Raw genomic sequence first — 15,614 nt, 5'->3', positions numbered from 1 at the left:
GTGGGTATTTTTTCTTTAGAGTGTAATGAGTTTATAAACGAAATTAAGTTAGATTTTATTGTAGTTTTGCCATATACTTTTCTTATAGTTGGAAAATACTTCAATTGACAGAAGGAGATATTTATATGAAACATAAAACTCGTTATATTTTCCTTATTTTATTCACTTTCGTTTTAGCATTTTTGTTTTTCTTTAAAGACGGAATTATCCTTGATTCTGTAGGAATTCATTTAGAAACACCTCTTGGGAAAACAGTTGAAGTTCCAAATACTTATTCCTTAGTAGACCAAAATCAAAACGGCATTCCGGATCCAATTGATATTGTCAATGCTGCTAGGCTCGAATCAGAACAGAAAACCAAATATAAAAGCGCCTACTACGCTGGTGGCTATCCTCCTGAGAACGAAGGGGTTTGTACGGATGTTATTTGGCGAGGTCTAACGAGTGCAGGCATTTCTTTGAAAGAGTTAATGGATGAGGATATTCATGCGAACACAGACTTGTATCCAAGAGTAAATGGGCAGCCGGACACTAATATTGATTTCCGACGCGTGCCAAATCAATATGTCTATTTTGAACGTTTTGCAGAGTCGTTAACGAAAGAATTAATCCCTGGTGACGTGGAGAATCTTAAAGAATGGCAACCTGGTGATATTGTTCTTTATTTGGATGGCTTCCATCACGTCGGTATTATTTCTGATAAGCGCGCGAAAGATGGTACGCCTTATTTGATTCACAATACCCGTCCATTTGCATCGGAAATTAAACTAACTTCCATAAGTACTCCAATTGCTGGTCATTACCGGTGGGACTATGACAGGAAATAGTAGATTAACCCTTTACCCTCTTTTTCCCTTGAAAAAATCCAGTTTCAATATATATTTGTAAGACAAAAATTTCAAAGTTTTTCTAACCACCCTTATGTTAAAATAAAAGAATCGTGCAAAAAATGACGGGAAATCAGTACAGCTTAAGGGTGGGAACAGAGATGAACAAAAAAGACATTGCACACTTCCGAAGACAATTTAAAGTAGATAATGAATTACTTAAAATTAAAGAAATATTTAATGTATATATTATGAAAGAATCTAGTGAAATTTATCATCATCAAAGTCAATACTTTGAAATGCTTGACCAAGACCAACAAGAGTTGTTTATGAATAATTTCAAGAAAATGCTTGGTGGTCAATTAGATGAGAAATTATTTAATTTAAAGTTTAAACGAGATGCTGAGAATAGCAGTCAACTTATTCTACATCAAGGACTACTTAGCGATGATGTGGACGGATGGAAAGAGTACATGCTTCAAATCGTTGAAAAAATTCTCCAGAACAAAGAATATGAGATGGATATTGTTATTACATTTATTCGTGGCGAATATAATAAGCCGATGAAACGACAAAGTGAAGGTTCTGAGGAGAGTGAACTAGATTCCGTTTATACGCATCCGTTTATTCTATCTAGTATTAATAAAACTGAGGATCCAAAGAAGGAATTACTTTTTGATTATGTAGAAAAAGAGTTTAAATATAATATTGTTGTAGATCCTGTTATCAATCTCCATGCTCCGGTCGGTGGGTTTCTGTTTCCTTGCTTTATTGATAATGCGGCAAATGTTAACCATATTCTCTATTCAGCAGGCAAGGCCAATGAACCTGATCACGGATTTATTGATGAAGTATTAAATGGCGAGGAAACGATGACAGCTATGGATGATAAAATTGTTTTTGAAGAAATCGTAAAAAATGTCACAGGGAATCAGCTTAATACTTCGACCCTCTCGAATGTCTATGAAGAAATTAACCGAGTGATCGAAGAAAATGAAGAGGAAGAATCACCAAAATTAGACTATAAAGACGTCGAACAGGTGTTAAAAGTGAGCGGCGTTAAAGATATCGATACGGAAAAGGTAGAGACGGCTTTCCAGCAAGTCATCGATGACGATAAGTATGAGATTAAAGCAAGTAGCATCATGCCGAAGTATAAATCAAAATCAATCAAAATTGACACGAAAGTAGCGAAGATAGCGATTAGTCCGCAAGATTTAAGTTACGTGCGACAAATAAACTATAGCGGCAAACGTTACCTTATGATTCAAGTGGAAGAAGATACGATGATTGATGGATTCACGATGATTGCTGAAGCTTTCGGCGAAGATAACGATCAATAGAAAAGATAACTGCCAGTATAATTAATATGGTCTTCAAATTTACGGGAGACCGTAGTAATTTCCAAGGCTATTTTGATTAATAATCACACACAAAGACTGTCGTGAGTGCACGACAGTCTAATGTATTATTTATGATTCTATTTCGAATGTTATTACCAAACTTTTATACGGTTTTTCCCTTTTTGTAAATCAACCAATGGCCCCAATGCACTTTTTTCTTCCTTTTGTTTTCCTAAGTAATCGACATCAACGGTCACTTCGCTCCCATCTGGATTTTCAAAGTTTGCATCAACTATTCGAACTCTCTCCAAGGATTGAGTCGAATGGATTTCTCCAAATAATTCTGCAAATTCTTCCGGAAGTACACAAGAAAGGTACACCTCATTTCCTTCCTCTATTATACGGAATTTCGGATTAAATTGATCCGCTATGATCTTTTCATTCTCTCGTTCAAAGGGTTCTGCCCCATTCAAGTAAGCATTATTGCTAATATAAACAGGTTGATCAGTATTTAAGTATATTTCTACATCGCCTGGTTTTTGATGTACTTTCTCCATGTATTCCTCTAATGAGGTTGTATAACCGTTGAAATGAGCAGTACCAACTCCTTCCTTCGAGTCATTTCGACCAGGAACAACCCCTTTTATCGATTCATCACCAATAAAAATATTATTGTAAAAGCGATCATCTCCCCCATGAACGACAGCAAATCCAGCTATCTGCGTGCTATGTGGCACATGATATGGTGTTGATCGATTAAGTACTTTACGATGTACCATTTTTCCAGAGATTAAATTGTTAATATACGCTCCTCCTTGAGCATAATTATCTAACGCATACTCAGAAGCTAATATGTTGTGATCTACAATATAAGGACCATGACTTACTTCTATATACATATCACGATTATTTCGATAATACAGATTTCTACTAATTCTTGTTCCTTGTGTCTGCCAATCCAACCATGTTCCTAATGAACAATCATGAACTCGATTATTGTTTATTTGCATATCAATTGCTGCGTGCAGCTTGATACCTGCTATCTCATGACCGTAGAACTCTCGTTTTAATGCAATATTATAAATATGATTATCACTTATTTCGCTAAAAATACAGCCCAGGTGACCGACAATCCCATTTTGACCACAATCATATATTGTATTTTTTCGGACAATATGTGACCCTACTTTTTCTTTACTCCAACCGGCTTGTTGAGCAAGAAAAACAGATTCTATCTGATAATGATATCCTGGCTTATCTTTTCGTTTTGTACTAAAGTTATTTCCAGTCGAAGCCTCTTTACCAATACTAATTCCACTGCATTTGGAGTCATGGATACAATTATTTTCAATGATCCATCCCTTACTCCAATGAGGCCCTAGTAATCCAGGCTGATCGGCTGTAGGTGGGGTCCATGGGGTTGCAGCCTGTGCCATCTCAAATCCTTTGACAGTAATATAATTAACCCCAGTTTCTTCTGGATAAAAACAACATTTGCGGACATTTATTTCTACTAATTCTTCATTTGGAATAGCTTCTTGAAAATTAGCATAAATCGTTGTCTTTGATTCATCCACTTCCGCAAACCAGACGTATTGTGTTTGTTCTGGACTATTTACAGGTACAATCTTTTTTGTCCAATTATCCAATACTTCCGTTTGTATATTAGGCTGTCGCAACTGTTCAAAATCTCCAACTTCATAAAAGGACATACCATTTAAATAAACATCTCCCAAATGCTTCTTATCTTTTGAGCTAAAAAGCCAATCGCCAAAAATTTCTTCTTTATAAGGATTAAAGTTTCCGAAAAATTCATTATGTAATACGATTTTCCATATGCTTTCTTCAACCGGTTTCCAGTCTTGAATGCGCTCAGAGCCTTTAATGACTACGTTTTCTCCTAAAGCTGCTTGATAAGTAATCCTTCTAGTATTGCTAAACCCTCCATTTTTAGGTTTCACCCATTCTCGATACTCACCCTCGTGGACTACAATCGCATCACCTGCTTCAGCAATTAAAGCTGCCTTGTTAATTGTTAAGAACGGACTATGTTTCGTCCCATCTCCAAAATCCGAACCAGTTTTTGCTACATGATATTCAACAGCCATTCTACTTCCTCCTAACAAAAGATCTGTCCTAATTATATTGGTAATCAACACTATTTTCCAATCAATTAATATCAATAATTCTTATCTAGATACGATATAGCGCATAAATAATAGCTTTATTCCGCAAAATATATATTGTAAACAGGTTTACTTTAGGAGGTTTTTTTTATGGATTATAACAAGTATTGGGAACTAATTTTTAATAAAAATGAAGAGTTAAATAATCTCTTCTCTTCTTACTGGCATGATTATTCTAATCTCGGTACTTGGCAATTTTGGACCGTTGTCTTTTTAATGATTTTCCCACTAATTCTACTTTACTTTACTGTTGACCGTAGTCGAATTTTCGAAGTGTTTTTCTTTGGATATACAGTACATATTCTGTGGAGTTATACAGATCTTGTTTTAGCGCGTCAAGGTTATTTTGTACATACTTATTTTCTTACGCCACTCTTGCCTTACGCATTAAACATGACCGCATCCGCATTACCGGTTGCTTTTTTACTTGTATATCAATATACTTCGAACACTAAGAAAAACTTCTATTTAATTATGCTAATATTATGTGCTGTGTTTGCATTTGGAATTGCAACTCTTGAGGAGTTTGTAGGACTGCTTAAGTTTGATAAAGGAATGAATCAATTTCACCTTTTCATGATTGATATAGCCATAGCTTTTGCAGCTTATTGGATGACAAAATTAGTTAAAAGCTATCGAGTACTGCATAGGTAATTGGTAATTGTAGGATAGGAAGAGATATAAAAAGTACCTGTCGCATAGCATATCAAATTGCTGCGCTTCAGGTACCATAAATTCTTGCATCATTTCACTAAAATATCAAGAATTAACTATATCTTTTTTTCTCAAATAAATACTGCACTCCGTATAATAAAACACTTGCACCTGCAATAGTATTAAGAAACAGAAACTTTGGAAAGTTTCCGTACGAATATTTAAGTAACTATATGAAAAAATACGCTACTTTCTCAGTTAATTTTGCTTAAGGAAATTCTTCACCAAGTTTACAGAACTCCCTCTTTCATAGCCGGTATATAAATCATTTGCAAGTCGAACAGGATCACCAAAAAAGAATCTTTCATATAATTTTTGTCGTGAACCAAAGGCACTCATTGATAAATCCCATGCCAATCGAAATAATTTCACCCTTTCATAACCACCCTGCTTTGCGGATCGTAAATGCTTATTTAAATCATCCTTTATCTCTGCTTGGAAGTCCCTTTCATTCGGAATAGCCACTAACCCACTTGCACTCATTAACTGAATAATTTCTATAAAACGCGGGTATATTCTTGGATAATAATTTACCGCTGCATACAACGGGTTAGGGTCTGGCTTCATACTTCCCCATTGATTTATTTTCGCGTTCCTTTCTGATTGGTACAAAAAGCCCTTCATTGCCTCTAATGCAATCGCCACTTCAGAGAATTTTTCTTTAATATGCTGGTATTCACTAATATTAATACTATTGATAATTAATTGTATCGTCCCAAGAATAAACTCCGTTTTGATGACATTTTTTGAAACAACTTGATGTGCTACATGTTCGAAAAAATAGCTTTGGCTATATAAAAAATTATTCACTAACAAATTACCATGCAAAAACACTCGATCCCATGGGACAAGTACATCTTCAAAAATTGCAATCCCATCCATTTCATCAAATCTAGAACCAAGTGGGTGATCATAATGAGAATTATTATAGACAAAAGATTCGCGACAAATAAATGTTAATCCTGGGGTATCACAAGGAATAGCAAATGCATAGGCAAAAGTATCATCACTTATGTTCGTACCGACTGGATAGACAAGAATCTCATCCGTCATCCCTGCTTGGGTTGCTAATATACGTGAACCATTTATAATTATTCCTTCGTTCGTTTCTTTAGTCATGCGTGCTGCTACGTTTTCACTATCCTCATCTTTTTTAGAACGGTCATTTTGGGGCTTCACAAAAACATGAGTTAAAGATAAATCATTTTCTCTAATGTATTCGAAATAGTTTTTTAGGTTTTCTGCACACTGATCATCTTCAACAGTAAAAATTTCAGATGCTGCATTAAGGAGCATCAAAATAGTATTCATATAATCTGGAGATCTCCCCATCATTCCAGCATGAGCTTTGGCCCATTCTTGAATCATCAGCCTTCTTTTCTCCAAATCTTCCTTGGTTTTCGGATCTAGAAAGGAGGTGCCGACACGATTTCCTGACTTCGGGGACAAGAAAGTCATCATATCTTTTAATTCTGGTTTATGTTGAAGGTCATATAGCTTAGCTTGGCTAGCCATTACACCTTTAAAAGCAGGGTGATCTGAAATATTTCCAGTTATGCGGTTCCCATCCAGCCAAATATTTGTATTTAATTTATTTATCCGCTCGATGTATTGCTTCCCAGTTGAAATACCCATAATATAAATTCTCCTTTTTCTAGAAAATTTCTATTATATATAAGTATGAGCCGAAAATAATTGTGTGCTTTTTCTATTTACAGCACTAACAAATTAGAAAAAATTGCCTCATCTAAAAACAATAAAAAGCTTTGTCCCCTAAAGACAAAACTTTTCTACAAACATCAACTTATTCGTTTAAATATTATCCATCCAATGAGCAATATCAGCTGATTCCGTATTGGTATAACGATTCGGCTGATCCGTAATGTTCACTAAAAAATAACTATCTTTTTTCTCGAAACAACTTGCTAAATACTTTACCAAAATGCTCATATCGTCGTCAGTCTTAATTAATTGAACGGAATTATGAATGAATTTAACATCATAAAGTTTAGCTAGTCTTTCATTTATACAATGAACTGTCTCCTCACTTACATTAGAACTGTATGAAAACAAATAAATTTTCCCTGTCAAACGTATCATCTCCTTTACTGCGACAACCTTGTTTCCGTACCATTTCGCTTTGCATCGAATGAAACTCTGACCAACATACTACTAACATACCCTTTTATTTATAAAATCAATAGTTTATTTTATGAAAACATTTCAAAAGAGTATTCACTTTCAACTTTACAAATCCGAACATTATAATTTTCATACCATTCTTTTCTTCCCTTATCTTGCGCTACTTTGTGGGCTGAATTTTTCTTCCAGCTTTTAATGTCATCTACAGATTTCCAATATGAAATAGTAATACCTAGCTGATTATCTCTTGAACTTTCAATACCTAAAAAACCTTGTTGTTTTGAAGCTAACTCTACCATTGCTTGTGCCATGTTTCCATATCCATTGTCGTCTTCCGTCCTTTGCGAAGTAAATATGACGGCGTAATATGGTGGCTGCGTTTTGTTTGCAATATCGTTCATTTACTAACCCCCCTAATTAATTTCTTCTCACTATTGCAACTCCGTTTGTTGAATAAACTAAAAAGGCGGTTTAATAACCGCCTCTTACTCATACATTAACTTTATAATTTAGGGCTAACTCATCCCCAGGGAATCCCCTTATTCCCCAATTATGTTTTGGCGTTTCAAAAATTGTAATTTCAACATCTTGAGGGGGTATATTCAATTCACTATTTATACGATCGAATAATAACTTCAGTAATTGTTTTTTAGCTTCAACTGTTCGACCTTCAAACATACTAATCTCAATTATGGTATATGCTTCTGTTCTTCCACTTGCAAAATAAAAATTTTCTTTGTCCATAGGGAAAAACCGATGAAATTTCTTTTCCAAGGGAAATTCAAGTGCTTCGACCATACACGAATGAATAACATTCGATAATGTTTCCTTAATTGGATTCAAACTATCCTTAACCCCATAAATTTTAATTTGTCCCAATCTCATCTCACCTTCCTCAACTAAACTAAACTCGGCTAACAATATACAATATTCTATAAAAAGATAATAATTCCTTCTTCGAGTCTTCTTCTCGTTAGCACAATAATATTTAGTATTCATATTAACAGAATTATCGAATAAAAGAGTAGGCGAAAATTCAATAAATTACAGTAAACCGAATAATACAATGTATAAACCATACTTAAAGGGAAATTCCACTGGATTTTTATTAAATCTTTCTTTTTTTATATCAAAACTAATTACAAAACATAAGGAACATATAAGAGAGAAAGTTATTATTTCTTTAATAGATAATAATTTGCTTATTATCCCTATGATAAGAACAATTATTACTAAAAGTCCTAAAATGTTTGCGATATAATACGGCTTAAACTTATATTGTTCCATGTTAACTCCTCCCTCTATATCTATCTATGTAAAATCATCTGGTCAGTTTCTACAAACCCTATTGATTGGTACAGCTTTTTTGCATTATTACTAGCTAATATCCGAATCGTATGAATTTCTTGTTTAGAAAACCAATCTAACACTTCTTCTGTTAACTTTCGTGCATGTCCTTGATTTCTAAATCTTGACTCGACGTACACATCACCAATAAATCCGTACTGTGTTTCTTTATAAAAACAGTATGGGATATCTTCTTTGATAAATCCCCCAGCACACGCAACAATGTCATTGTTGTGTTCAATGACGTAATGAATAGCTTTTCCTGTTTCGTACAAATCTTTGTAGGTATTCTCAACTTCCTGAATAAAATCTTCTCTTAAATTGTTTTCCATTCCAACCCCTTCGAACATCTTTAGTTTAAGTAAAGTTATTGCAGGAATATCTATTAAAGTCGCAGCTCGCATAAATTTACTCTCCTTCAAACCAGTTATAAATTTCTTTAATGTTCCTTTATTGCTAAAGAAAGCTGTTGTCAGTTCTTCCACTAATGCTATTCTTTATTTTCAGCAATTATTTTTAGTTCTTTAGCACGAGAAACTATAAACCTTCTCATGTATTTCTCCAAAAATAATTTGTCTGCCATCATTCCCAAAACGCCAAAAGGAGATTTGTATTTAAAAGTATCTATCATTAGCGTCCCTTCTGTATCTTCAACAAATTGATGTACATGAGTGAAAGAATTGAAAGCACCTTTCAGCATTATATCTACAAACTCGTTTGGCTTGTTCATATGTGTCACTTTAGCTGTAAGTCTTTGTTTAATGCCGAGATGAGTCGCTTCCCAAGTGACAATATCACCTTCTTCTAACAACCCTTCAGTAACCCCACCCACAGCTTTTTCATTAGTTTCAGCCGTAGTTTTAGTATGTATATCAACGTTCCTTGCAAGGTCAAAACAAACTTCCACAGGTGCTTTGACTAATTGCGTGTGTTTAATAGTAGGCATCTACATTCCCCTTTATTCAGAACGTATTTCATTATTTCTATATTTAAGTATCCTGCCATTACCACAATAAGATTGAAGTCAAAATTATTTAAACTTAAAGTCATACCCCTTATAATTAAATACATTTCTTAATCCAATTTTTTCTGCAACCGCAATTGATGGCTTATTAGACTCCATACAATCCCAATAAGGAATAAGATTGTCTTCCACACAATCTTCGACAAAAGTTAAGGCTACTTTTTGTGCTAACTTTTTTCCTTGATGCTCTTCTAAAGTTTCAATATCCATACAGTGAACATTATCAACTACAAAACTCGAAAAACAGACACTTACTATTTCATTTTCATAAACTACACAGTAACCAATGCCTTTATTAAAAAACATCTCAGGTGAAGACCAAAACTCCAATATCTTGGAACGTAAAAAATCAATATTCTTTATTGATTTATCTCTGTTTTCATAAAGTATTTCACTAAATTTGACAATATTATATTCTTCTGCAGTTGAATGTTCTAAGTTAGCTTTATAATCTTGTCTCTGCAATGTATAAACCTTCTGATTCCAACTTCCTAAATTACGGTTTTCAAAGACCTCTTTAATGGTCTCATCCCACTTATTGTGATAACCAATACCCTCAAACCAAGTTAATCCTACTTTTCTTGCTTCTGGTATGATTACTGTATCAATAAAAGAATTTAATTCGACATTGAACTCTTCGTTCCTTTCATTTCCAATAAAGAAAAAACCATCGTTATTACCTAACCAAATAACCCCCGAAGTAGGTGACTCAATATCATCTACAAAAATACGACCAGGATTTACCCCTTTGACTATTGCTTTCACTTCTAAATGACCTTGCTCATATAATAAATATGAACATTTATGGAATTCAGACTGTTTTAATTCTGAGATCATAAGCTAGCTCCTTCTCTGCTTAAATAAGATAGATAGTCCAATAACTGCTCCTATATCTGGGGCATACCTTTTGTTACCTTTTCTCTTTTCTAATACTGTAATCATCTTCCCAAGTATGACTAATATAATTAATGTGTTTACTACTATATTACTAAAGACGGAACTATTTGGATCATCAGTCATCATAACAATTAGCATTGGTATAAGTACCAAAAATACAGCGCTAAAATATAAAACCCATTTAAATTTAACCAATTTTATAGTTTCCCCCTCTAACAATTTCAGCTCTTCTAACTAGTTAGCGAAATGACAGTTTGTTCAATTTCCATTTAGTTAAACCCTACGAATATCCCCTAAAATATATTCCACTGAATCCTACAGCAGCATTATAACAGAAGCAACACTTCTACCATTAAAAATAATTAACTTCGTTTAATAATTTTTGCAACCACTAACACTATTAGAACTAATACAACTAATATCAATATTGAAATAATAATATTTCGAGTTAGTTTCGCCTCTCGAAAAGTTCATAACAATGATTAGTTCTATTTATTAAATCGATATGTAAAAACAATCCAGCAAATTAGCAAAATTGGTTCACTTTCATCGCTTACTTCACTAGAATGAAAACTTAACGAACGAATTCCCCCGATAAGGTCTCGGTCAACTTCTCCTATGGGTTCACCGTTTTTGACCAATTCTATACGCGATTGAATCGTTCTTGCACGAAATTCATAAACATTTCCACCGATTTCTATTAGCGTTTGCTCCAGTAACTTTTTTACATGTTCTGATTTTAGATCACTTCTGATTTCTGCTACATTTTTATCTTTTTCCCAAATTGTGTAACGTGCATTACCTTTCCAATTCTCATTACTAGTAACAGTAAAAGTACGCCCGTTTTTGAAATGAAACGTTAATTGCAAAAACCAAAGTCCTGGTGTATTCATTAAATCAGCGACAATTTTGTGATATTTTCTCGTGTAAAATCTGTTGTATGTAGCTACTAATTCCTCTCTTTGATAGATTCTTTTTTCTCCAGTGAACCATTTATCACTAAGTGACGTTGTCCATTGTTCTTTTGAATGTATTGGAGTATAAGCACCATCTTTACGTTTTTGGCTTATACTAATCCAAAGAAAAACTACTGAAGCTACCAAGAAGATATATGTAAGTTGAAGCTGATAGGATTCATATTCCCCTAGAATTAACCTTCTAAGAGCAATTCCAATTAATGCTACAAGGAAGAAAGCTATCATTTTTGTCATATTATTCCCCCATCCCTTAAAGTCCTTCTTGAGCTTTTCCTAACATAAGTTAAACAATCTATGTATTTTTTGGTTTTTTGATTTAAAGTAGTTTTTATTAATCACGCCTTTAATATCACTATATCTCCACCTCTATTTTAACATAAATATCCAAATTCCTTTACATATTAATTCCACTTCACATATTAAATCACAGTGAATTCAAATCGTTACTAAAAAAGGTGCAAGACTCCCAGTGTGGTAACGGAGCACTGGGGATCAGCACCTTGAATACGAATATTTCATTTTTTGTTGAAATATATGGAAAGGGAGGTGTTTTAAATGCCAAACCATGTCCATAATGTCACGAAAAACACGCCATGCTTCAAGCCATGCTTACAGTAGATGATATGTTTTTAACAATGAAATTAGGTATATAGATATCGTTACTTTTACTGGTAAAGGTGGTTTTAATTACAACTTTGATTTTGTTATTCCTAAATTTAAAGTTCACCCTGAAAGAATCATTAAATCCATCAACAGTCTCACTAGAGAAAAATCAGAATTGATAGTGTTTGCTTGGTAAGATACGAGAGATACAAGAAAATCAAACTCTATATTATATGCATTGATTAATGACTCGGAAAAGAAAGTGAGTAGAAATATTATCAGGACATTTTCTGAGTACCAAGTAAAACCTGTATTGTGTTCCGAGTGTAATCAATATTGTCTGCGTGATATCCAGTGCTTCGGTGTAACAAGTGCAGATATTTTCCTAATCAATTGTGAATAGCACACAAATTGTGCGCTATTCTTTTATGACCAAAACGATCTAGCTCCGTGTAATAGTACGATGCTTATGAAGATACTGGCTATAAAAGAGAATATTACCCATATCTTAGAGGGGGATATAATAATTCTTTTCTATTAGAACCCCTCCAAAAAACGGAAAATTACTCATATATCACCAATTTATTATTTAATCTAACAACATAACAGATGGAATAGTTCTATTCTTCAATCTTAATAATGTATATAATTGACCGGTTTTTCCTAGCATAAATCCTACACTAGAAAAGTCATTTTTAACGCCATTATTCCATCCTTTAGTTGTCATACTTTCAGTGTAATTAGTTAACCAATTACTGATCGTATGATTAATTTCATCCTGTCTTTCAACTAAAAAAGGTGCTTTTTTTACTTCATTTAAAATATCTATGTTTCCCATCGTTCCGTGACAAAGAGAGTTTCCTTGCATGTGGTCTTCCCCTTGTTGGATAGTTGTAATAAGTGCGTCGTGGATGTAGTTCACCTCACACAATGCTCCCATGTTTTGAAGAATTTTAACTCTTCCTAATAATATTCCGGCAGCACCATGACACCAAAAAGGCGTGGAAAAATTATTCGTGTTATTTCTATTGTCTGTCCAATTTTTTTCACTCTTAACAAAGAAAGTATCTTCAAAGTGGAGTGTCTTAGTAATAACATTTGCTATTTCAAATTTAACTTCCTCCGATGAAATCGTAGAATACTCGGACAGAGCATAACAAATTCCAGTAAGTCCATGAGAAAACCCAGCTAAAGCAGTATCTTCTAAGGAATCTGAATACCAAAATATATCATTATTTTGCATATTACTTTTTTTAATTAATGACTGATAGACTAAATAAGCTGTCTGCTTTATTATTAACAATCCATGCCTTTTATAAAGCATAGTAAGCACTTTTAAAACTCCCGCAAGTCCACCAATGAAATCTACCGTTTGCATACTCTCAAGGTTTTTAACTATTTTGTTGCAAAAGTCATCATAAATTACTAAAGCATCTTCCAAAGTAATCATATTTAATTCTCTTAGTTTTTCTGTATAGTATACATACGATCCCAGACCATAAAAAGCGGAAAAACTATTTTTCAAGGTACTATTATCTACTAGATTCTCAATGGACTGTTTCATATAGGTAATTTCATTATAAGGAACTTCATCAGATTCATAATAAAAGTAAGTTGCTAAATATAATACAATGCCTGCAAGACCATCATATAATCCGTAACTTAATGGGCCAGAAACCATTTGTCCAACTGGGCTGATTGATAATGAAATCCACTGAACATTATGGCCATAATGCAAACGTTCACTATAAATTTTCTCACTTTCTTTTATAATTAGATCATTCATATCTTTAACTAGTAATGAATTTTTATACTGCGAAGAAATTTCTGTTTTTACAAAACTATCATTATTAGTATTTGATGCTGATAATGACATATTAATTAAATTAATTTGATAAGTTAGATCTTTATTTGAAAGGTTTGAAATACGATCTTTTATTTCTTCTATTGGGCTTTTATCCAACAACTTACAATCAATAATTTCATTTTTACTATTATACAATTCTATTCCCTGAAAGAATGAATAAAAATATGGTATATCCCCTTTGTATAGATCTTCAATTTCATGTGGTACAAGTTCTCTAAAAGCATGAAATTCTCTGTAGGAATCACTAAAAAAAGAAAGTATTCTTTCTCTTTCTGAAGATAATTCTAGATACTTTGGGTGTAGTAAAGATTCTAAAAAACATGAATAAATATAAGTTGGCCTCATAACTATTCTCACAGGAAAATCTGGAAATCCATTCATTTCATTAATTACCTTTTGATAATTAACCTTAAAAAATTTGTATACATACTCAAAACCTTCAATAAAGTCTTTTTCAAAACCATGGATCCGCAAAATTTCTTTGTTATAAACGGGTAAGTTCGATCCTCTTTTCATTTTTGAACTTACTTTTTTAATTGAAAGAAAGTCTGTCTTTTCATTTAGTACTTTTTCTTTATCGTACGATTGTCCCTCTACATTTGAAAGAGCATATAAACTCATCATATTAGCTTCTTCTGGATACGTAGTGTGATTTAAGAAAAGTGATTTATAAACAGTACGGTTTAATGCATCCAAAAAATGTTTAGGTTGATTTTTTCCAGCACCTTGTTGGAAACTAAGATTTGGTTGGAATAATGTCTCTAGGTCAATTAAAATTGGATGTTTCCCATTCGCAATAATATTTTCGTAATGAAAATCGGACCCATGAAACATATATACAAATCCAAGATGCATTCCTAACTCCTTATAAAATCCTGGCCCTTCACATTTCCGTTCAAGAGGTAATGGCTTTATACATTCTTGCCAACCATAATCGCCATTGTCTATAGTTTTCGCTGCCTTCAACTCAGTGGAGCATTTTTCATTAAATAATAAAAGAATACTCTCATAAATACAATCTGCTGTTAAGGATCTTGGTTTATATACAATTTCACCTTTTTCACACGTAACAAACGCAACAGATTTACCATCACAATGTGTATCTCCCATGTCTATTGTTATTGCTACTAAATCCCCTAATTCATAACCTAATTTTTTTTCAATTAGTTGACTGTCTGCCTGGTAACTTAAAATTATTTTTATATGGTTAAAGAGATAATTTTCCTCAATAGAATCAATCAGTTGTTTTAATACAGGATATTTTAATAGGATATTCTGAATGTAGTCGGTCTCAGTTAGCCTGTCATTAAAAATATGATAATATTTTGAGTTATCAAAAGCATCATATTTATCAAATGTTTGATGGAATTCATATATTATAACTTTTGAACTTATCTCAACTATTTTATCTTTATAGTTTCTCAAGATCGACCCTAAGATAGTTTGTTTTTGAAGCATTTCATTGGAAACCATGTTTAATTCTCTATTGATTCGTTTTTTTAATTTAGAAACAAAGTAAGAAAAAAAGGGGATAAAAAAATCATCTTCATTAAACACATCAAGATCTGTTTGAACGTCCAATAGTGTCATTTCTTTACTTTTTCCTCGTACGAATCCTTTCACCTTCATTTTCTCCTCCTAAAAAAATAATCGGGTGTGAAATAAGCACACCCGATATTAAGTATTC

The 15,614-nt window shown here is 33.1% G+C and carries 15 protein-coding genes and 1 pseudogene; 4 read left to right on the top strand and 12 right to left on the bottom strand.

Translation table 11 applies throughout. The features are described from left to right. Nucleotides 1–125: 125 nt before the first annotated feature. Together ACM26V_RS03265 and ACM26V_RS03260 are read left to right on the top strand one after the other, a co-directional pair. Nucleotides 126–827 (top strand): DUF1287 domain-containing protein, encoded by a 702-nt coding sequence (locus ACM26V_RS03265; RefSeq protein WP_416150032.1) that lies wholly within the window; start codon nt 126–128, stop codon nt 825–827. A 161-nt stretch (nt 828–988) separates the two neighbouring features. Continuing rightward, complete coding sequence (locus ACM26V_RS03260; protein ID WP_416150031.1) at nt 989–2,170, top strand: DUF4317 domain-containing protein; 1,182 nt, start codon at nt 989–991, stop codon at nt 2,168–2,170. 152 nt (nt 2,171–2,322) lie between these two features. Here ACM26V_RS03260 and ACM26V_RS03255 read toward each other — a convergent pair whose 3' ends face one another. After that, a complete protein-coding gene (locus ACM26V_RS03255) occupies nt 2,323–4,278 on the bottom strand; it encodes a DUF1565 domain-containing protein (RefSeq protein ID WP_416150030.1) in 1,956 nt (651 codons plus the stop codon). A 168-nt stretch (nt 4,279–4,446) separates the two neighbouring features. Here ACM26V_RS03255 and ACM26V_RS03250 point away from each other — a divergent pair, with 168 nt between their 5' ends. Further along, nucleotides 4,447–5,010, top strand: coding sequence for a hypothetical protein (locus ACM26V_RS03250; RefSeq protein ID WP_416150029.1), 564 nt, complete (start codon nt 4,447–4,449; stop codon nt 5,008–5,010). Between the two features lie 258 nt (nt 5,011–5,268). Here ACM26V_RS03250 and hpaB read toward each other — a convergent pair whose 3' ends face one another. The 10 genes from hpaB to ACM26V_RS03200 form a co-directional block, all read right to left on the bottom strand. Further along, on the bottom strand, nt 5,269–6,705 hold the full coding sequence (hpaB, locus tag ACM26V_RS03245) for a 4-hydroxyphenylacetate 3-monooxygenase, oxygenase component (RefSeq protein WP_416150028.1): 1,437 nt from the start codon (nt 6,703–6,705) through the stop codon (nt 5,269–5,271). Between the two features lie 177 nt (nt 6,706–6,882). Beyond that, entirely contained in the window at nt 6,883–7,170 is a 288-nt protein-coding gene (locus tag ACM26V_RS03240; protein WP_416150027.1) for a hypothetical protein, read from the bottom strand. A gap of 110 nt (nt 7,171–7,280) precedes the next feature. Continuing rightward, nucleotides 7,281–7,613 (bottom strand): antibiotic biosynthesis monooxygenase family protein, encoded by a 333-nt coding sequence (locus ACM26V_RS03235; RefSeq protein ID WP_416150026.1) that lies wholly within the window; start codon nt 7,611–7,613, stop codon nt 7,281–7,283. Nucleotides 7,614–7,701: 88 nt separating this feature from the next. Continuing rightward, nucleotides 7,702–8,091 carry a tautomerase family protein gene (locus ACM26V_RS03230; protein WP_416150025.1) on the bottom strand — a complete coding sequence of 130 codons (390 nt, stop codon included), beginning with the start codon at nt 8,089–8,091 and terminating at the stop codon, nt 7,702–7,704. 165 nt (nt 8,092–8,256) lie between these two features. Further along, the gene (locus ACM26V_RS03225; RefSeq protein ID WP_416150024.1) at nt 8,257–8,499 is read right to left on the bottom strand and encodes a hypothetical protein; all 243 of its coding nucleotides are present in this window, start codon (nt 8,497–8,499) and stop codon (nt 8,257–8,259) included. 20 nt (nt 8,500–8,519) lie between these two features. After that, nucleotides 8,520–8,963, bottom strand: coding sequence for a GNAT family N-acetyltransferase (locus ACM26V_RS03220; protein ID WP_416150023.1), 444 nt, complete (start codon nt 8,961–8,963; stop codon nt 8,520–8,522). A gap of 86 nt (nt 8,964–9,049) precedes the next feature. Then, a complete protein-coding gene (locus tag ACM26V_RS03215) occupies nt 9,050–9,505 on the bottom strand; it encodes an SRPBCC family protein (RefSeq protein ID WP_416150022.1) in 456 nt (151 codons plus the stop codon). A gap of 84 nt (nt 9,506–9,589) precedes the next feature. Next, nucleotides 9,590–10,420 (bottom strand): GNAT family N-acetyltransferase, encoded by an 831-nt coding sequence (locus ACM26V_RS03210; protein WP_416150021.1) that lies wholly within the window; start codon nt 10,418–10,420, stop codon nt 9,590–9,592. 3 nt (nt 10,421–10,423) lie between these two features. Beyond that, entirely contained in the window at nt 10,424–10,633 is a 210-nt protein-coding gene (locus ACM26V_RS03205) for a histidine kinase (RefSeq protein ID WP_416150020.1), read from the bottom strand. 335 nt (nt 10,634–10,968) lie between these two features. Beyond that, on the bottom strand, nt 10,969–11,691 hold the full coding sequence (locus ACM26V_RS03200) for a hypothetical protein (RefSeq protein ID WP_416150019.1): 723 nt from the start codon (nt 11,689–11,691) through the stop codon (nt 10,969–10,971). 406 nt (nt 11,692–12,097) lie between these two features. Here ACM26V_RS03200 and ACM26V_RS03195 point away from each other — a divergent pair. After that, nucleotides 12,098–12,463, top strand: a pseudogene (locus ACM26V_RS03195) (DUF1829 domain-containing protein). A gap of 186 nt (nt 12,464–12,649) precedes the next feature. On the opposite strand, the gene ACM26V_RS03190 reads toward ACM26V_RS03195, so the two are convergent. Beyond that, on the bottom strand, nt 12,650–15,556 hold the full coding sequence (locus ACM26V_RS03190) for a type 2 lanthipeptide synthetase LanM family protein (RefSeq protein WP_416150018.1): 2,907 nt from the start codon (nt 15,554–15,556) through the stop codon (nt 12,650–12,652). Between the last annotated feature and the right edge of the window lie 58 nt (nt 15,557–15,614).

Source organism: Salipaludibacillus sp. HK11 (assembly GCF_047795645.1).
Classification (GTDB): domain Bacteria; phylum Bacillota; class Bacilli; order Bacillales; family Salisediminibacteriaceae; genus Salipaludibacillus.
Note: the sequence above shows the minus strand (reverse complement) of the source record. Positions and strands in the feature narration are given on the sequence as shown.